We start from the raw sequence: 18,224 nt of genomic DNA on the forward strand, positions 1-18,224 counted from the left end.
CGATTCATTATTAGGAAGTTTCACTAATAGTAGCGCACCTTGTTATATCCAAGCCACAAGTCCGTTACAAAATCTAACGATCGAACATACAGAAACCATTTTTCTACATTAGCCATTCTGATTCGCCAGGATTTTCCCAACCTCGTTCTTTTTTTCCCAACTGTGTAAGAAACATCTAGCTCTTATACTTAAAACTAGAAACACTTCTCACGAGAAGCAGACACCTTAAATCATTAAGGAGGAGATGACATGAAGAAAGTAATAGGAGCACTATCGATAGCTGCTTGCACCACTTTATTCGCCACTTCATATGTCGGTGCAGAAGAGACTCAAGGAGAACCATCCATTGAACAAGAAGGATGGAACTTAGTCTGGAGCGATGAATTTGACGGCAATTCGCTTGACCCATCTAAATGGCGGCATGATATTGGCAACGGACAGCCGAATTTGCCTGGCTGGGGAAATGAAGAACTACAATACTATAGCGATGATCCGAAGAACGTTCGTGTGGAAAATGGGGAATTAATTATTGAAGCGCACCAAGAATCCGTTTCTGATCAATATGGCACACACGGCTATACATCAGGAAAAGTGTTAACAGAAGGTCGTTTCAGTCAAACTTATGGCCGTTTTGAAGCACGCATGCGTTTACCCGCTGGACAAGGGTTCTGGCCAGCTTTTTGGATGATGCCTGAGAATGACCAGTACGGTGGTTGGGCAGCATCTGGTGAAATTGATATTATGGAGAATGCAGGAGGAACACCTAATAAAGTAGGAGGCGCTATTCATTATGGTGGTCCTTGGCCGGAGAATCAATTTCAAGCTGGGGATTACTATTTCCCTGCTGGTACCGATGCGACAGGATATCACGAATATGCAGTAGAATGGGAGCCAGGAGAAATTCGATGGTATGTTGACGGGAACCACTATCAAACGATTAACGACTGGTATTCTACCGGTGGATCTTACCCCGCACCATTTGATCAAGACTTCCATTTAATTCTCAACCTAGCTGTTGGTGGTTGGTATGGTGGAAATCCAGACGGATCAACACCGTTTCCATCTTCCATGGCAGTGGATTATGTGCGCGTGTATGAGCGGTAAAGCCCTTTCATTAAGCTAGTGTAAAGAACGAGTAAAAGATTCATGAGAATGACTAAGAAAAAGAGTATTGAGGATCACCCCATACTCTTTTTCTTTATTCTGCTTCGATTTTTCGTACAGCTTCCATACTTGTATCAACTCTTTTCACAAAGAACGAGAGCAGTAATGCAATAAGTGTCATTCCAAACGCGACATAGAAAGAAAATTGGATTCCCGCTAATAACGACTGTTGCATTAGCGCAGCTTCATTGACAGCAGCAGGATCAGTTTGGCTTAAAATACTTTCTGCTTCGCTAGCAGCAACACTGTTCATAATCGTTACAAGAATTGCTGTTCCAATGGATCCAGATACTTGTTGTGCTGTATTGTTAATGGCCGTCCCGTGCGGATTTAAACGTGTTGGTAGTTGATTTAATCCGTTTGTCATAATGGGCATCATGACAAGAGACATTCCAAGCATTCGTATACTGTAAATAACAACAATCATAGCATACGGTGTATCAAGTTGGAGGTTAGCCAACATATAAGTAGAAATAGCCGAAATCACAAGACCAAGTACAGATATGGTTCGTGGTCCAAATTTATCAAATAGCTTCCCGGTTATAGGAGACATCAATCCCATAATAATGGCTCCTGGTAACATAAGTAACCCGGAATCTAGCGGTGAGATACCGCGTACGCTTTGTACATAAGCAGGCGTCAAAATCATACCGGAGAACATAGCCACTGCATTAACTGCAGCAATAACCGATGCCAATGCAAACATTGGGTACTTATACACTCGTAAATCTAAGAGCGGCTCATCCATCCGCAATTGCCGTATGATAAAGGCAGTGAGGGTAATGACACCAACGATTAATGTCACTAATACCCAAAAATCTGTCCATCCATCCGAGCTTGCTGAGCTGAATCCATAAAGCAACCCACCGAAGCCTAAGCTTGAAAGGATCACTGACGTGTAGTCCAAGTGAGCCTCTTTATTTTGAGGCATCACGTTTCCTAATTTCCATAAAGCTAAAACAAGACTAATAATAGAAAGTGGCAGAATCATTTCAAATAACAAGCGCCAATCGTAATTTTGCACAATGTAACCAGATAATGTTGGTCCAATCGCAGGTGCAGTAATCATGACAAGGCCAAATACACCCATAGCCGTTCCCCGTTTTTCCCGTGGAAAACTAATGAGCATCACGTTCATCAGCAACGGTCCCATAACAGAGCCGCCTACCGCCTGCACCATTCTTCCTGTTAATAACAGACCAAAGTTTGGAGCAAATGCCGCAAGAGCTGTTCCAATTGTAAAAATGGCCATTGCTGCTATATAAAGATTCCGATTTGTAAACCGGGTTAGTAAATAGGCAGAAGCCGGAATTAGTACACCACTGACAAGCATATAGCCAGTTGCTAGCCATTGGACTGTGGAGTAATCTTCAATGCCTAAATCCACCATAATACTTGGTAAAGCTACATTTAATAATGAATTATTTAAGAATGCTACAAACGCACCAACAAATAAAATCCCTATCATCAAGTAGGGAGGTCTTTTTAGCTGCATGCTTTCGTTCATGCATCGTCACCTCTAATCAGAAATTCAACACTACGCTATATTATACCTATGGTACAATATAGTCAATATATTATACTCACTGTATAAATTGTTTTTTTTCGTTCTAGAATTTATACTAAGCACATCGGAATCTATCGAGGAGGCTCCAATGAACGAAAGAAAGAAACATGTCGCGGAAACGGCTTTAAAACTCTTTCAAGAGAAAGGCATTCAGCATACATCGATCCAAGATATAGTAAAAGCAGCATCTATCTCAAAAGGTACGTTTTATAATTATTTTTCCTCTAAAAATGATTGTGTTGCCGAAATTTTAGAGGATTTACGATATGAAGCAAGCCAACGGCGCATTGCTGCACAAATCGGCAAAGCCCGAAACGATCGAACCATTTTCATTGAGCAAATTGCGATTTTCATTAAATTGCAAGAAGAAAAACACCTTTATCGGCTATTCGAAGCGATTCTCCATTCAAACGAAGCCGATTTAAAAAAGCTAGTCCTCAAGCACCGCGTGCATGATATGGAATGGCTCACCCAACGCTTAATTGAAGTAAGAGGTGAATCCGTACGCCCTTATGCATTTGAAGGAGTCGTTCTTTTTACAGGTATGATGCAACACACACTATTTGTTCATCGCTATACAAACAGTAGTTACCATCTTGAGACAGTCATAGACATCCTTCTTTCCTATTTAGAAGACATTCTGAAAAAAATGGAGCGAGACCAGCATCTGTTGTTGAACGATGGTGCCATTCAGCAATTCCGTTCCCAAGTTGAACATAGAACGATTACAAAAAAAGATGTGTTGTCTTACGCAGAGTCATTTGATGTAGCACACTTTTACGAAGAGCAGAAAGATTTATTTGATGCCATTTTAGAAGAGCTTCAAAAAGAGCGTATACGAAAAGCCGTTCTGTTACCTTTATTGAAACCGTTTCAAGCATCAGCACAAGATACAACAATGGAAGACACTGTACAAACGTTTATTAACATGATTTGGTATTACGTTCATTCATACTGACTCCTTTTCATGCAACGTGCATAAGGGCAGGGCTTCACTTATGAAATAAGAGAAAAAGATGTAGCAACGATTCGCTACATCTCTTTTATTTTCGAACGCCATTCTTCACGTAAGCGTTCATTGTATTCCTCTGCTGTTTCTCCTTCTTGAATAGGAAATTCGTCTTCGAGCTGGCTCCCTATTTCACGCCACGCATAATTGTAAGCAAAATGGTCATATTCCCATTCAAACATAAATGCTTCTAGTGACATTCCATGAGCGGCAGCGATGGGTTTCATAAACGCGTCGTCGACTTGTTCCAATTCTTGATTTATGAAGGTATGAATCTGATTCTCACTCATATCTACACCATATACTTCTTTTGCTACCATTAGTTGATCGTTTCTTTTTACATGAGCCTGTTCCGCTTGTGCGAGTAAATCTTCTTCAGACTGCACATGACCAGTAGTCAATTGATTGATTCTTAGTCTTATTGCCCATTTCTCTATTCCTTTGTCCCTTAGTCCATCTATAGCGGCGACATCTTCTCGCGCTTGTACAATTGCTTCTAGAAGTGGCTGTTGGAACTGCTCATTTTCTTCCGGGGCTATGGTTTGAATTTGGAAAAAGAAAAGGCTTACGATAAGAATTGCACCTAAAGTAGGAGCTTCTACGATCCATTTTTTCACCTAATCACCTCCACTCGTTTTACGTAACAACATGAACCATGTTTCATCCCATTAGACTGTTTTGCGAGCCAGCCATTTGTTCACCCATTGTGCAACGACTGTGTCTTAAAACTTTAATCGCCCATCTGCATTTGCAGGATTTCGCCATAAAAGAATGAATTTTATTACCAATACCCACTTTCTACACTTTTTGTCTTAAGGAACGAGTTGTTTTTATTTACTTAACAAGCTACAAATTACGATAAAATACTTACAGATTCGCTACTACTGTCTAGCTTCTAAAAAAAAGTGACTCGAAAAAAGGGGCACGCTCCTAGCAACATGTGAATCGTAAAAAAAAACGAGGAGGAAAACAAATTGAACGAGGATGTACTCGTAACGGATCGACTAGCCTTGCGGCAGATGACACTTGCCGATGTAGACCATTTAATGACCATATTTACTGATCCAGAAGCAATGGTTCATTATCCTGGAACAAAAAGTGAAACTGAAACAAAAAAATGGATTCATTGGCAGCTAGATCTTTATCAACAAACCGGAGCTGGTCTTTGGATCGTTGAAGAGAAAGAGACAAAAACGTTTTTAGGTCAATGTGGTTTAGTGCCCCAACATGTAGAAGGGAAAGATGAAGTAGAAATTGGTTACTTGTTCGCAAGGCATGCGTGGGGCAATGGCTATGCAACCGAAGCGGCATCTGCTTGCCGTGATTTCGCCATTAACGACCTAGGACAAAAGCGACTCATTTCCTTAATTGCTCCACTCAACTACCCTTCCATTCGAGTCGCTGAGCGAATTGGTATGACAAAAGAAAAACGCATTCTTACGTGGGGAAAAGAAATTTTGGTTTATAGTCTGTGTGAGTCTTCTTAGCTATGAGCAAGTAAACTCTTATACAAAATAGAGATGCCACATTTTGACTTAGCTTACAGTATAACTCGTAATTTTAAAAGTGGAAGGAAACGAAGAAAACGTTTACAATGTGAAGAATGACGATAAAGGAGAGATTCTATGGTATACGTAGCAGCTAGTAATAGATACGAACACATGCAGTATCGTCGGTCTGGACACTCTGGTTTAAAACTTCCACTTATTTCGTTTGGCTTGTGGCATAATTTCGGCGGTGTCGATGCAAGGGAAACGGGAAAAGAAATGATACGAAAAGCCTTTGACTTAGGCATAACACATTTTGATTTGGCAAATAATTACGGACCGCCACCAGGTTCTGCAGAAGAATTTTTTGGAGAGATGCTCAAGACAGATTTGGCGCCTTACAGAGATGAACTCATTATTTCCAGCAAAGCAGGTTACAAGATGTGGGACGGCCCTTATGGAGACTGGGGTTCAAAAAAATACCTCGTATCAAGCTTAGATCAAAGCTTAAAAAGAATGGGCTTAGAGTATGTTGATGTGTTCTATCATCATCGTCCTGATCCTGATACACCCCTTGAAGAGACGATGCATGCACTGGATTTACTTGTTCGACAAGGAAAAGCCTTATATATTGGCATTTCGAGCTATGATGCAAAGCAAACCTCTGAAGCCGTGAAGATACTCAATGACATGGGTACACCATTATTCATTCATCAACCTGCTTACTCCATGTTGAACCGTTGGATTGAAGACGGGTTGCAAGAAGTGTTGGAGGAAAATGGAGTTGGTTCGATTGCATTTGTTCCACTTGCTCAAGGTTTGTTAACAAGCAAGTACTTAAATGGAATTCCTAAAGGATCTCGCGCTAGTAAAGGAACGAGCTTGTCTCAAGAAGAGATCACCGATGCTACCATTTCAAAATTAATTCAATTAAACGAGATAGCAAAGGAGCGCAACCAGTCCCTAGCCCAGATGAGCCTAGCTTGGGTACTTCGTGAAGGGAAAGTCACATCAGCATTAATTGGCGCAAGTAAGGTGGAACAAATTGAAGAGAATGTAAAAGCCCTTGATCATTTAGCGTTTAGCAAGAGCGAACTAGAAATGATTGATAGTATTCTAACATCTTAATTTCGTTCAGAGCATCACAATGTAAACTAGAGTGCCCAGAGTTTGTTTCGATTCGAGACAAGCTCTTTATTTATCACCATGCCTTGTGCCCCGCTATTTTAACCATATGAAGCTGTACTCACTTTCTTCCCCTTATCAATCATTCCAGTTAAAAGGATGCTTCATTCACAAAAAACTTATTGACAGATCGGAATTATAAGAATAATATAAGAACACATTAGCAAGCTATTTTTTTAGTCTTAATTCCCACTAAATACATAGGAATACATAAAAGGAGTGTTGACATGAAAAAAATTATCCTTCCCTTACTATCATTAGGTGTTCTCGCTGCTTGCAATACCACCTCTAGTTCTGGATCAACAGTGGAGTTATTAAATGTCTCTTATGACCCTACGCGTGAATTGTATACGGATGTGGATGATGCCTTTATTGAATATTGGGAAGAAGAAACAGGAGAAACAATTAAAATTAATGCCTCACACGGTGGGTCTGGAAGTCAAGCACGCTCAGTTTTAGATGGCCTTGATGCAGATGTTGTTACGTTAGCATTGGCTTACGATATTGATGTTCTACAGGAAAGAGAGTTGCTCGATTCAGATTGGCAATCACAGTTCGCAGATAACTCTTCTCCTTATACATCTACTATTAATTTTCTCGTCCGAAAAGGTAATCCAAAAGATATTCAAGATTGGGATGATTTAATTCGTGAGGACGTTGAAGTCGTCACTCCAAACCCGAAGACTTCTGGTGGTGCTCGATGGAATTATTTAGCCGCATGGGGATTTGCTGAAGAAGCATATGGCTCCGAAGAAGAAGCACAAGCATTTGTGAGTGATATCTACAAAAATGTGGTCGCTTTAGATTCAGGCGCACGCGGGGCAACGACTTCATTTGTTGAGCGTAATATTGGGGATGTTCTTCTCGCTTGGGAAAACGAAGCGATTCTTGCTGCGAACGAATTAGGGGAAGATGAGTTTGATATTGTAACGCCTTCTATTTCAATATTAACCGAACCACCAGTAGCAATCGTTGATAAAGTGGTTGATCGGAAAGGAACACGAGAAGTCGCCGAAGCTTATTTAGAATTTTTATATACCGATGAAGGACAGCGATTAATTGCAGAGCATCACTATCGTCCAAGAAACGAAGAAGTTCTTTCAGAATATAGTGATTCCTTCCCCGAGCTTGAGCTCTTTACCATTGATGAGAAGTTCGGTTCATGGCAAGAAGCACAGGAAAAACATTTCGCCGACGGAGGCATTTTCGATACGATTTATCAACCTTAATACGTAGGAGTCGATTATGAAACGAATATTACCCGGCTTTGGGTTAAGCTTAGGCTTTACGATGCTCTATATGAGTTTTATTGTTTTCATTCCCCTTGCCGCATTGATTGTGTTTACTGTTTATAATGGCTGGGATACGTTTTGGAACGCGCTAAATGACCCACGTGTATACGCAGCGTTTCGCTTATCTTTTACAGCCTCGTTAATTGCTGCATTAATAAATGGTGTTTTTGGGGTTTTAATTGCTTGGGTCATGGTGCGTTACACGTTCCCAGGTAAACGGATCATGGACGGCATGATTGATCTACCTTTCGCCTTACCTACTGCTGTAGCAGGAATAGCGTTGACAAGCCTTTACACAGAAAGTGGATGGATTGGCTCACTACTTGCTCCTCTGGGCATTCAAGTCGCTTTCACACCAATTGGAGTTACCATTGCGCTAACCTTTATTGGACTTCCGTTTGTCGTTCGTATGGTGGAACCGGTATTAAAAACCATCGATCAAGAAACGGAAGAAGCTTCGGCACTGCTCGGCGCTACTCCTTTCCAAACATTTCGGACCGTAATCTTCCCTGTGCTCATTCCTGCCTTACTGGCAGGAATGACGCTAGCATTTGCACGAGCCCTTGGAGAATACGGCTCAGTCGTTTTTATCGCCGGTAATATGCCGATGCAAACAGAGATTGTACCGTTGCTTATTATGACGAAGCTTGAGCAATTTGATTATGGTGGCGCTACAGCAATTGCCGTTGTCATGCTAACACTTTCGTTTGCGCTTCTTTTGGCTGTTAATGCACTTCAGTGGTTTATTTCAAGGAAACTTGGACAAAGGAGGATAACGTAATGCAAGCAAAAAAAACATGGTTAAGCTATGTATTAATAAGTGTTGCGTTTTTATTCTTACTGTTGTTTTTGTTTCTTCCACTAATCGTAATCTTCTCAGGTGCTTTTGCCCAAGGCTTTCAAGTCTTTGTTGCGTCAATCACAGAACCAGATGCATTATCTGCCATTCAGTTAACACTATTAGTCGTAGTCATTACTGTTCCCTTACATACATTATTTGGTCTAGCTGCCGCTTGGGCGCTTACCAAGTTTCGGTTTAAAGGTAGACAATTTCTCATAACGCTTATAGAAATTCCTTTTGCGGTTTCTCCTGTTATTGCAGGGCTACTCTTTATTTTGCTTTATGGTGTTTATGGCTTTTTTGGTAAATGGCTTACAGCAAATGGTTTTCAAGTGATCTTTGCATTACCAGGAATCATTCTCGCGACGATGTTCGTCACGTTACCTTTTGTAGTGAGAGAACTCATTCCACTAATGGAGGCACAAGGATCAGAAGCCGAAGAAGCATCCGTTACCCTTGGTGCCAGCGGCTGGCAAACCTTTCTTCGTGTGACGTTACCCGCTATTAAATGGGGACTTCTCTACGGCGTCATTCTCTGTACAGCCCGCACAATTGGTGAATTTGGTGCCGTATCCGTTGTATCAGGTCGAATTCGAGGCAGCACTAATACGATGCCCCTTCACGTTGAAATCTTATACAACGAATACCAGTTCACGGCGTCGTTTGCCATTGCTGCATTAATGTCCCTCTTTGCCATTGTTACCATCGTTGTAAAGCAATTGGTGGAATCCCGTCAAAGGAAGGTAAAAACGAAATGACCATAAAAATGATGAACCTCTATAAATCATTCGGTACCACACCGATTTTAAAGGATATTAATCTTGAAGTGGAACAAGGAGAATTGTTCGCTTTACTTGGTCCTTCTGGTTCTGGTAAAACGACACTACTACGCATGATTGCTGGATTAGAGACAACCAATGGTGGCGAAATTGAGATTAAAGGGAAAAATGTCACCCACCGATCCCCACGAGAACGAAAAGTGGGTTTCGTGTTTCAACACTATGCCCTGTTTGCTCACATGACTGTATCAGCAAACATTGCATACGGATTAACGGTTTTAAAACGTAGCGAACGACCTTCTAAGCAAGAGATTACAAAGCGTGTGGATGAACTTCTTTCTCTTGTGAAGCTCGACGGTCTTGGAGAAAGGTATCCTTCTGAATTATCAGGAGGACAGCGTCAACGTGTAGCACTCGCTCGTGCCTTAGCTATTAATCCAGATGTATTACTACTAGATGAGCCGTTCGGGGCACTTGATGCCCAAGTACGTAAAGAGCTACGCCGGTGGTTACGAACGTTGCACAAGCAGACAGGTATTACGACTGTATTTGTTACACACGATCAAGAAGAAGCACTTGATGTAGCTGATAAAGTAGTTGTCATGCGCAACGGTACCATCGAGCAAGTAGGCACACCTACTTACGTCTATGAAGAACCCCGAACACCATTTGTCTATGAATTTCTAGGAAACGCAAACCGTTTTTCCGGTCAGGCTAAAGCAGGGACCTTGCACATTCAAGGTGCCGACTGGGAAACCGCTTCAACACTGGAAGAAGAGGAAGCGATCGGATTTGCTCGCCCACACGAATTTTCCATTTCGACGACTTATGAGGGAAAAGCCGACTTAAAAATAACGATCACATCCATTCATCCAGTTGGCCCTATTGTTTTTATTGAAGCGAAACATGAAGGTCACCCGGAGATGATTGACATTCAACAACCGAAAAAAACAATTGTCGAGCTTGGCCTACAAGTTGGCGATACCGCTTATATTCGACCTGAAAAAATTGGTGTTTTCCACGTAAATGACTATGTTATTTAACCAAGTCTATTCCATGCCAAAGAGCCTATACAAAGTGATAGGTTCTTTTGTCTTTTCTATTGCCTTAGTATTAATGACTCTCAAATAAAAAATCTTTCTTATTGTCAAGAAAGCGATCTTCTCGTCAAAATGATAGGATGAATTGATTCAATTTATTACCTAAAAGCAAAAGTTGTTTAAAGGAGGACAGCACTTGATTATTTTCTTACTTTTTATCGTAGTGTTTGTTATTGTCTTTATTCTTAATGGGATTTTCGATGCTTTGTTAAAAAACGAAGGAACACTAAAATCATGGTTTGTAGCCTCAACTGTAATTGCTTTTATTATTACTATAATGGCAAGCTTACTTCTCGGTATGTAACAGGTTTCAGCAGAGGAACAGAACCGATAACAAAACAAGTACATGAACCATACAGGTAATCAGGAAAAGGACATAGAAGTTATCTCATTTATGCCCATCTGTTTATTTTTATTTATACCAGCCTTTTTCTTGGATCAGCGAAATAGCTTCAATTCGATTAGTAACGTTTAACTTTTCATAAATCACCGATACATAGTTTCGGACGGTTCCTGTTTTTATGTTTAAATGATCTGCTACTTCTTTTGTGCTCTTTCCTTCTGCAATGAGTTGAATTACTTGACCTTCTCGATCTGTTAACGGGTTCGTGCTGTCGTCGATCATATCCATTAATTCAGGTGCATAGACTTTGCGTCCATCTAGAATCGTGCGAATGGCTCGTGCTAATTCATCACTTGGACTATCTTTTAGCAGATACCCACTGACACCAGCCGCACGAGCATAATTAAAATAACCGGTTCGCGCGAATGTCGTGAGAATAATAATTTTGCATGCCTCACCTTTTAATTGTTCAGCAGCCTCTATTCCGGTCATAAGTGGCATTTCAATATCCATGATGCAAATATCCGGTTGGACCTGCTTTACAAGCGCAACGGCGTCAACACCTGTTTTGGCTTTTCCAACAACTGTCATATCGGCTTCCAATTCTAACAAGGATGCAAGTGCACCTAAAACCATTCCTTGATCCTCTGCAATCACAATTCGAATCATAGTACCTCTCCTTCTTTTTGATAAATAATTCTTGGTATAGCAATGGTCAGTACTGTTCCCTCACTAGACGTTATGTCCAAATCCCCGTTCACAAATTCTAGTCTTTCTTTCATTCCAATTAATCCACTTTTCTTTCTTGCTGGTAGCTTATGTTGCAATCCGACGCCATCATCCCTTACAATCATACGCCATTCGTTCGGATGATTTTCTAATTGAATGGTGCACGTAGTAGCTTCACTATGCTTGACTACATTTGTCACAGATTCTTTTAAGCACATACAGAACACGTCTTCAAGTAGCAGAGGAAGGTGTTTAAATGACCCTTCTCCTGAAATCTCACACGCCATATCGCTGGAAGCAAGGAGCGCTTGAACATGGACCATCTCGTCTTTCAATCGCGCTGTTCTCATATCTGAGACAATTTCCCTCACTTCACGTAATGCTGTTCTTGACGTTTGGTTTATATCTTCAAGCTCTTGCTCAGCTAAATCTGGCTTGACTTTTAATAACTTTCGAGCCAAGTCACTTTTCAGGCCAATTAAAGATAGCTTTTGTCCCAATGTGTCGTGTAGATCTCTAGCAATCCGCTGCCTCTCCTCCACAACCATAAGCTGGGAGATTCGTTCATTCGCTACTTTAAGCTGGCTCTCTAACTCTTCTCTACGATTACGGTGAGAAATGGTAAATGGTAACAAAATCACACCTAATATACTAAGGACATTAAAAGGAAGTTGAGCCATAAACCCTTCATTCTCTAATAAGGAACCAATGGTAAACGCTATGACAGTCGTGGAAAGGTGCACGACATATAGACTAATAAAGCCTGCTCGGCTTTTTAAATTGCCTATAAAAAAGGCGATAAATAATGCGAAGTAGACATAACCAAAATAAATAGTCATGCCAATACTAATAAGCATTTCAATACTAAGTGCTACATAAACGGTCCAGCCTTTTTTGATAAAAGACAAACGATAGGCAGTGAAAAAAAGCATAATCATTGCCACACCTACAATAATTTCATAAACAGTAGATGAACGAATAATGAAGTAAAAGGGCAATAAGCAAAAGACAATCCATGCATAGAGACTTAACCCTGTATTTTTGGGGAAAATATGAAACCAGTGATACATTCTAAAGACTCCTTACAGCCAATTTGGTGTACAGCAAAGAAAGCTCCCTTTTCCGAGAGCTTTCCCATTTTACTTTTATCCTACTCGATTTGTTCTACCTCGTGAACGTCGAATGGATTGTAAGCGATTAGCCAGTTTCATTTCTTTAAAGCTAATAAACGTTTGATTCTCTTCATCATATAACCGGAAAGAAATGGATTCAAGACTCTTTTTCAGTGTAATCGTTGTTGCCGTCTGTAATGGTGGTGTATTCTCATGCGTTTTTTCTAAATAATAATTTGGCACTTTTGGACTTAAATGATGCACATGGTGATACCCAATATTGCCAGTCAGCCATTGTATAATCTTAGGTAATTTATAGTAAGAACTTCCATCAACAGCTGCTTTTACAAAATCCCATTCATGATCATTTTCAAAGTAAGAATCTTCGAATTGATGTTGTACATAGAATAGCCAAATTCCTGCTGCGCCTGACACATACATAATAGGAAGTTGAACAAGTAAGAAAGCTTCCCAACCAACAAGCATACTCATTCCAACATAAATCAACACAATACAAATATTGGTTACGTACGTATTATAGCGTTCCTTCCGTTTTGCGCCCTTACAATTGATACGATTTTCTATTAAAAATAAATAAAGTGGACCTAATCCGAATAAAATCAACGGATTTCTGTACAAGCGATACTTTAAACGTTCGAATGATGATGCTTCTTTATATTCATCTACAGTCATTACCCAAATATCACCTGTGCCACGTTTGTCTAGATTCCCACTCGTTGCATGATGGATTGAATGACTATGCTTCCACTTTTCAAACGGAAAATGAGTAAGCACACCCGTTACATTTCCTATTAGTCGATTCCATTTAGGTGACTTCAAAAAGCTTCCATGAGTACAATCATGAAAAATAATAAACGTTCGAACGACAAATCCTGCTGCGATAACGGAACAAACAAGACTTAATACCACAGAAATAGTTAAGCTCTGATAAGCTAAGAACCACATAATTAAAAAAGGTACTAGTGTGTTTATTAATTGAAAGACGCCAATCTTTGTATTCGATTTAGCATACGGTGCAACACTTTGTTTTAACGCTCGTTGTTTTTCCCTACTCATCTCCAACCACCTCAATCGTTATTGTAATGGTTGATACTTGCATACGTAAGACACATCTGTCATTCACAGACTATGATAAGTGTCATGGTCAAGACAATAAAGCCCGACTAAAAGCCATTTTACGTATAAAAAAAGAAGCCCTTCATTCCGAGTAGGCTCCTTTCGTCTAACTTTATATGAGGTTTACTATCAAGTAAAAGCAATTTATGGCATTGATATCTCTTTATCATCCATTTCCGTAAGTATATGTTGTAAGAAAACCCGTTCTTCCTCTAACAGGGGACGATTGAGACCGTTTTCAAAATCATCAATTAGTCTCTGTAAAACGTCTGAAGAATAAATACTAATACCCTCCTTTTGCCTAGTATCTTCACTATAGTACAAATGACTTGAGAATGAAAATCAATTTGTTAAAAAAGGCAAAAAACAGGAACATTAGCCTATTCTTCAGCTGTTTGTTTTGCATCTATTCCGTTACAGTTATTGTCGTTTGTGCCAGCGTCACACCATTTGCTAGTAAGGAAACAGTATGATCACCTGGGTAGTGCTTCCTGGTGGATAGATCCGCAAAATGATGCATCCGGTGACGCGTTAATGTCTCTTTTTCCGAAAATGCTCGATCTAAAAGAAGGAATTTTTTTCGTGAACTTTTTCCGTTAGCTTTCATAAAATCGATGGCATATTCAAAGCGAATTCTGCCCTTAACAGGCTCTTTAATCGCTACATCCCAAGATAGCGTAACAGAGTCACCAATTTTAATGGTAGTTGCCGAAGCCTCTAAGTGTGCATTTTCAAGAATGTGGGAACATTCTGTACTGTTCACATAATTGAATAGCGCATAAGCTTCAGGTACATCTAGTCTTAATAACCCTCTGCAACCATGACGAATAATCCAATCCGTATATTCATGCTGTCCTTTCCATCGATTGGCAACGGCTAGTACAATAGCAGGATGGTCTTTTGAAAGATCATTTAAATTGTTGGCAACACTTTTTCGGACGTATTTGGAAGGGTCTTTTTTCAAGAGCTCTAACACTTCTAAAACTGGGCTTGGATCGCGCTTGAAGTCCGTCAATGCCTCTCCCCACGGTAAGCGAGGACGACAGCCTTCACTTGCCAAACGTCTAACATGCTCGTCCTTATCCGTTGCCCATCTCTTCATTTGTTCCATCATACGGTCAGGGTCTTTCTTAATAAATGGTCGCACGGCAAACTCACTTGTTGAACCCTTCGTAAAATATTCAAGAGCGTGTATGGACTCTTTCCAATGCTCTAGTCCATACACTTCCACAAAATCAGGAAATAGTACAAACAGCCCTTTTTGAGCATCATTTCCTAATGACTGTAAAATACAAAGTGCCTTCCGATAATCCTTAGGAAGGGTTTGACCAAGAGCCAGTGTAATCTTTCGCATTCGTTCTTTTAAAGACAATGATTCCCACTGTCCACTAAAGATGGCTTCAATGAATTTCACCTTATCGAAATGATCATCTTTAGCGCTTATTCGCGTAGCCAAATCCTCTAATAGTGGTCTACTATACATATTTTTTAATGGCTCTGCCATCTTCTCACCTCTCCACACATCTTCGCCAACTCTCTTTTCTACAAATTTTATAGAAAAAAAGACAATTTGTGTAGGGATTTGCAACGTTATTCTAGAAATTAAGGGATATAAGTGAAATACTGTCGATAAGGAGTGCATTTATGTCATTAAAAAGCTTACCGAATCAATGCCTTTTAGAAGCGTACACCCATGCTCTCACGCTAGCTTTACCAGAAGATTTCATTCTCATTCTTAAAAAGGAAATCCTTCTGCGAATGCAATCAAACAATCAGAATGCGCCGGCAACATCATTTGTTTTGCTTCCTAAATCAGATATAGGAAATGAACTTAAGAAAAACGATCAATAATTAGATCAAAGTGCGCTTTCTTCTTACACAGTTTGTTGGCGTAACCTTCTATTCTTTTCCTCTTAATCTCCCTCTTATTCTTTATCCTGTTTGTCCTGCCATAAAATTGGTAGCTTTTGAGTCCTTAATAAAAACTCAAAAATAGCTTCTAATATTAAGAATATAAGCAAGAAAAGCAAGCTAGCTTGTTTATTAACTATTCTTACTTTAATAAACCTAATTCTAAATTTTTTATAAAATAATCACATAAAGCATTGTTAAATTTCCAATACGAGTTACAATTAAAACAAATAAATCCAGTAATAGTAATAATAGTGAATAGTAGAAAAAAGAAGCTTTGCTAAGCACAGCTTCTTACAAAACTATTTTTTCATTTCCTTCGTGTAATAACGATATAGAGAATAACAGGCTATAGTAAGTAAAACAACTGGAAAGATAACTAACCCAGGGGAAAACATCGAAGAATAAATCTGATTTAAACCATAAAGGTAAGTTATAAAAATAAATGTAAAAATTAAGCTTATGACTCCAGTTAATAAATACAACAAAAATTCCACCTTTTTAAAATTTTTGGTTTCTTTCCCCATTATACTAAATCTAATGAAAAAAATACATTAGAAAATTTTTAAAAAAGGAGATTTAAAATGATCAATGTAAATTCAAAATTTGCGGTAATATTCTTATCAGTTGTTACTCTATTCACTTTTTTAATAACAGAAGGGAAAACTGTTAACGCTCAAGACGAACAACTAATCGATTTAGGGAAGAACACTGAAGAATGGTTAGAAATGGAGGGGGCAGAAGTTGACATAAAAGTGGATGCTCCATACCAATACACCGAAGAAGATGGTAGTGTTACAATCTTTGAAAATAAAGAAGATATGGATGCTTATGAATCAGACACTATAAGAACTTTCGTTTCAGGTAATAGAACCACTTCAACTGTAGTAGAAAGAAAAGATTTCAGCAGAGTATGGATTAATTACCACAAGTTTACACCAGCGTGGAGTTATGCTGATAACTATACTATAACTAACGGTAAAAGTTATACAATGACTGGTAATTATAAATACAAGGGAATTACTGCAACTATCAGCGTTACACACAGTACGACAGTATCAGTTTCATACCCTGCTGATCCAAGGCGTTATAATAGATTAGGTGTTAGAAGTGATTTATTTTATGTAAAACATAAGCATGTAGAGAGAACTCCAGGAGGTAAGCATGTCAAAACATGGTATAGCGAAAGAATTTCGAAGACAGGCGCTCCATATATAGGTGTTACTTATAAATAAAATAAGATCCCCTCCATCAGGTAGCGTTTGGTGGACAGGGGGTTTTTCATATTAACAATCCCAGGAAAGAAGTTTTTTCTACCCTCAATTCTTTTTTAAAAGGACATATAAAAGGAATAACCCTTTCTCTCATTCTCTTTATCATCTTCTCAGTGCTCACATTCCTATTTATTGACCATCCATTTTTACAAGATCTTTTTCTCTTCAGTTTACTATTCTCTATTCCGGTTCTTATTGGACTATTGATTATCAGTCCATTTCTCCCCTTGCTCTATCGCTATTTTTGACCTAGTAAAAACACTTTCCCATTGAAATTTGACGCTTGTTCTGCTTGCTTGACCGCTTGTTGAACATTCGCTAATTCATATGCCGTACCATCATTACTAATAGTTAGTATGCCTTCACTTACATGTGAAATCAGTGTATTGAATGCTTGATGCCAGTGAGTGTCAGTAACAGTCTTGTTCCACTGCCTTAAATGGAAAAGCGTTGTTTGCAAACGACTTGATAATCCTTGCCAATTTACCTGTTGTCCTGATAGCAAGCCAACAGCCAAAAACACCCCATTTCTTTGCACGCAAGCACCAAGCCTGTTCCCTGCTTCACCACCAATGGAATCAATTGCTACCGTTGCACCAGCTCCTGCTGTATATGCTAGCACTTCATCGTACACGGATTCATCGCCATTGTTCACAACAGTTGTTGCGCCTAATTGCAGAAGTTCTTCTTTATAAACGTCATTTCGAACGACGGCAATGAACGAGAACCCTCTTAATTTTGACATTTGTGCAATTAATTTTCCCAGTGCCGAGCTAGCCGCATTCATCACAACAACATCTCTAGGCCTAAGGTTCAAAATGTCTGTACAAAGCACAAATGCTGTTAACGGATTAATATAAAGTTGTGCAGCAGTTCGGTCATTTAGTGTTGAAGGAATTGTCACTACATGAGCTGCTTTTGTTTGAACAACATCTTGCCAAGTCCCTTCTCCTCTTAACGGAAGAACACGCTTTCCAATAAGAGTAGATGACACATTGCTCCCTACCTCTTCAACAATACCTACACCTTCATATCCAGGTACAGCAGGCAGTGAAATGCGATGAGCATATGCCCCACGTATTGGAATAAGATCAGACGGATTAATTGGCATCATCGTCATTTTTACAAGTACGTCATCCTTCTTTAATGCCCGAGACGGACTTTCTTCAACAGATAAAACAGACGCAGGAGAACCAAACTGTCGGTAAATAATTCGTCTACCATTCACAAGCCCAACCCCTTTTAACGCATTATAGCATTAGGTTGAACGACAAAAACAAAACAAATTGGAACC

Annotated in this window: 18 protein-coding genes; 11 read left to right on the forward strand and 7 right to left on the reverse strand. The window is 39.5% G+C overall.

The window, feature by feature from the left end:
• The first annotated feature begins 249 nt into the window (after positions 1-249).
• The gene (locus BK583_RS17085) at positions 250-1,104 is read left to right on the forward strand and encodes a glycoside hydrolase family 16 protein (RefSeq protein WP_055736667.1); all 855 of its coding nucleotides are present in this window, start codon (positions 250-252) and stop codon (positions 1,102-1,104) included.
• Between the two features lie 94 nt (positions 1,105-1,198).
• Here the strand turns inward: BK583_RS17085 and BK583_RS17090 are convergent, their stop codons facing one another.
• A complete protein-coding gene (locus tag BK583_RS17090) occupies positions 1,199-2,671 on the reverse strand; it encodes a DHA2 family efflux MFS transporter permease subunit (RefSeq protein ID WP_055736666.1) in 1,473 nt (490 codons plus the stop codon).
• Positions 2,672-2,819: 148 nt separating this feature from the next.
• Between BK583_RS17090 and BK583_RS17095 the strand changes: the two genes are divergently transcribed.
• Positions 2,820-3,689, forward strand: a complete 870-nt coding sequence (locus BK583_RS17095; RefSeq protein WP_038477137.1) for a TetR/AcrR family transcriptional regulator — start codon at positions 2,820-2,822, stop codon at positions 3,687-3,689.
• A gap of 74 nt (positions 3,690-3,763) precedes the next feature.
• On the opposite strand, the gene BK583_RS17100 is transcribed toward BK583_RS17095, so the two are convergent.
• Positions 3,764-4,357, reverse strand: a complete 594-nt coding sequence (locus tag BK583_RS17100; RefSeq protein WP_055736665.1) for a hypothetical protein — start codon at positions 4,355-4,357, stop codon at positions 3,764-3,766.
• A 357-nt stretch (positions 4,358-4,714) separates the two neighbouring features.
• Between BK583_RS17100 and BK583_RS17105 the strand changes: the two genes are divergently transcribed.
• The 7 genes from BK583_RS17105 (at position 4,715) to BK583_RS20870 (ending at position 10,728) form a co-directional block, all read left to right on the forward strand.
• Positions 4,715-5,227: a GNAT family N-acetyltransferase gene (locus tag BK583_RS17105; protein WP_078440238.1), complete on the forward strand. Its 513-nt coding sequence runs from the start codon at positions 4,715-4,717 to the stop codon at positions 5,225-5,227.
• Positions 5,228-5,365: 138 nt separating this feature from the next.
• On the forward strand, positions 5,366-6,355 hold the full coding sequence (mgrA, locus tag BK583_RS17110) for an L-glyceraldehyde 3-phosphate reductase (RefSeq protein WP_055736664.1): 990 nt from the start codon (positions 5,366-5,368) through the stop codon (positions 6,353-6,355).
• A gap of 284 nt (positions 6,356-6,639) precedes the next feature.
• Positions 6,640-7,641, forward strand: a complete 1,002-nt coding sequence (locus tag BK583_RS17115) for a sulfate ABC transporter substrate-binding protein (RefSeq protein WP_055736663.1) — start codon at positions 6,640-6,642, stop codon at positions 7,639-7,641.
• Between the two features lie 16 nt (positions 7,642-7,657).
• A complete protein-coding gene (cysT, locus tag BK583_RS17120) occupies positions 7,658-8,485 on the forward strand; it encodes a sulfate ABC transporter permease subunit CysT (protein WP_055736662.1) in 828 nt (275 codons plus the stop codon).
• Positions 8,485-9,303, forward strand: a complete 819-nt coding sequence (gene cysW / locus BK583_RS17125; protein ID WP_055736661.1) for a sulfate ABC transporter permease subunit CysW — start codon at positions 8,485-8,487, stop codon at positions 9,301-9,303. Before cysT ends, cysW begins: the two co-directional genes overlap by 1 nt.
• A complete protein-coding gene (locus BK583_RS17130) occupies positions 9,300-10,367 on the forward strand; it encodes a sulfate/molybdate ABC transporter ATP-binding protein (RefSeq protein WP_055736660.1) in 1,068 nt (355 codons plus the stop codon). Before cysW ends, BK583_RS17130 begins: the two co-directional genes overlap by 4 nt.
• Positions 10,368-10,560: 193 nt before the next feature.
• Positions 10,561-10,728 carry a hypothetical protein gene (locus BK583_RS20870; protein ID WP_158318490.1) on the forward strand — a complete coding sequence of 56 codons (168 nt, stop codon included), beginning with the start codon at positions 10,561-10,563 and terminating at the stop codon, positions 10,726-10,728.
• A 108-nt stretch (positions 10,729-10,836) separates the two neighbouring features.
• Here BK583_RS20870 and BK583_RS17135 read toward each other — a convergent pair whose 3' ends face one another.
• From BK583_RS17135 to BK583_RS17150, 4 genes are all read right to left on the reverse strand, one after another.
• Positions 10,837-11,436: a response regulator transcription factor gene (locus tag BK583_RS17135; protein WP_055736659.1), complete on the reverse strand. Its 600-nt coding sequence runs from the start codon at positions 11,434-11,436 to the stop codon at positions 10,837-10,839.
• The gene (locus BK583_RS17140) at positions 11,433-12,566 is read right to left on the reverse strand and encodes a sensor histidine kinase (RefSeq protein ID WP_055736658.1); all 1,134 of its coding nucleotides are present in this window, start codon (positions 12,564-12,566) and stop codon (positions 11,433-11,435) included. The genes BK583_RS17135 and BK583_RS17140 overlap by 4 nt, the downstream gene beginning before the upstream one ends.
• A gap of 75 nt (positions 12,567-12,641) precedes the next feature.
• On the reverse strand, positions 12,642-13,685 hold the full coding sequence (gene desA / locus BK583_RS17145) for a Delta(5) desaturase DesA (RefSeq protein WP_038477109.1): 1,044 nt from the start codon (positions 13,683-13,685) through the stop codon (positions 12,642-12,644).
• Positions 13,686-14,151: 466 nt separating this feature from the next.
• Complete coding sequence (locus BK583_RS17150; RefSeq protein WP_055736657.1) at positions 14,152-15,249, reverse strand: DNA alkylation repair protein; 1,098 nt, start codon at positions 15,247-15,249, stop codon at positions 14,152-14,154.
• Positions 15,250-15,389: 140 nt separating this feature from the next.
• Between BK583_RS17150 and sda the strand changes: the two genes are divergently transcribed.
• Positions 15,390-15,596: a sporulation histidine kinase inhibitor Sda gene (sda, locus tag BK583_RS17155; protein WP_055736656.1), complete on the forward strand. Its 207-nt coding sequence runs from the start codon at positions 15,390-15,392 to the stop codon at positions 15,594-15,596.
• A gap of 644 nt (positions 15,597-16,240) precedes the next feature.
• Positions 16,241-16,891, forward strand: a complete 651-nt coding sequence (locus BK583_RS17165) for a hypothetical protein (protein ID WP_055737279.1) — start codon at positions 16,241-16,243, stop codon at positions 16,889-16,891.
• A gap of 277 nt (positions 16,892-17,168) precedes the next feature.
• Here BK583_RS17165 and BK583_RS17170 read toward each other — a convergent pair whose 3' ends face one another.
• Entirely contained in the window at positions 17,169-18,158 is a 990-nt protein-coding gene (locus BK583_RS17170) for a zinc-dependent alcohol dehydrogenase family protein (RefSeq protein WP_055737278.1), read from the reverse strand.
• Positions 18,159-18,224 lie beyond the last annotated feature (66 nt).

Origin of the sequence: Shouchella oshimensis, from assembly GCF_002019765.1 — a bacterium.
In the GTDB taxonomy this organism is placed as follows: Bacteria; Bacillota; Bacilli; order Bacillales; family Bacillaceae_D; genus Shouchella; species Shouchella oshimensis.

Bases quoted from the DNA above. Each gene is read 5' to 3' on its own strand.
- BK583_RS17085 (WP_055736667.1), top strand. From the start codon at position 250: ATGAAGAAAGTAATAGGAGCACTATCGATAGCTGCTTGCACCACTTTA.
- BK583_RS17090 (WP_055736666.1), bottom strand. From the start codon at position 2,671: ATGAACGAAAGCATGCAGCTAAAAAGACCTCCCTACTTGATGATAGGG.
- BK583_RS17095 (WP_038477137.1), top strand. From the start codon at position 2,820: ATGAACGAAAGAAAGAAACATGTCGCGGAAACGGCTTTAAAACTCTTT.
- mgrA (WP_055736664.1), top strand. From the start codon at position 5,366: ATGGTATACGTAGCAGCTAGTAATAGATACGAACACATGCAGTATCGT.
- BK583_RS17115 (WP_055736663.1), top strand. From the start codon at position 6,640: ATGAAAAAAATTATCCTTCCCTTACTATCATTAGGTGTTCTCGCTGCT.
- cysT (WP_055736662.1), top strand. From the start codon at position 7,658: ATGAAACGAATATTACCCGGCTTTGGGTTAAGCTTAGGCTTTACGATG.
- cysW (WP_055736661.1), top strand. From the start codon at position 8,485: ATGCAAGCAAAAAAAACATGGTTAAGCTATGTATTAATAAGTGTTGCG.
- BK583_RS17130 (WP_055736660.1), top strand. From the start codon at position 9,300: ATGACCATAAAAATGATGAACCTCTATAAATCATTCGGTACCACACCG.
- BK583_RS17135 (WP_055736659.1), bottom strand. From the start codon at position 11,436: ATGATTCGAATTGTGATTGCAGAGGATCAAGGAATGGTTTTAGGTGCA.
- BK583_RS17140 (WP_055736658.1), bottom strand. From the start codon at position 12,566: ATGTATCACTGGTTTCATATTTTCCCCAAAAATACAGGGTTAAGTCTC.
- desA (WP_038477109.1), bottom strand. From the start codon at position 13,685: ATGAGTAGGGAAAAACAACGAGCGTTAAAACAAAGTGTTGCACCGTAT.
- BK583_RS17150 (WP_055736657.1), bottom strand. From the start codon at position 15,249: ATGGCAGAGCCATTAAAAAATATGTATAGTAGACCACTATTAGAGGAT.
- sda (WP_055736656.1), top strand. From the start codon at position 15,390: ATGTCATTAAAAAGCTTACCGAATCAATGCCTTTTAGAAGCGTACACC.
- BK583_RS17165 (WP_055737279.1), top strand. From the start codon at position 16,241: ATGATCAATGTAAATTCAAAATTTGCGGTAATATTCTTATCAGTTGTT.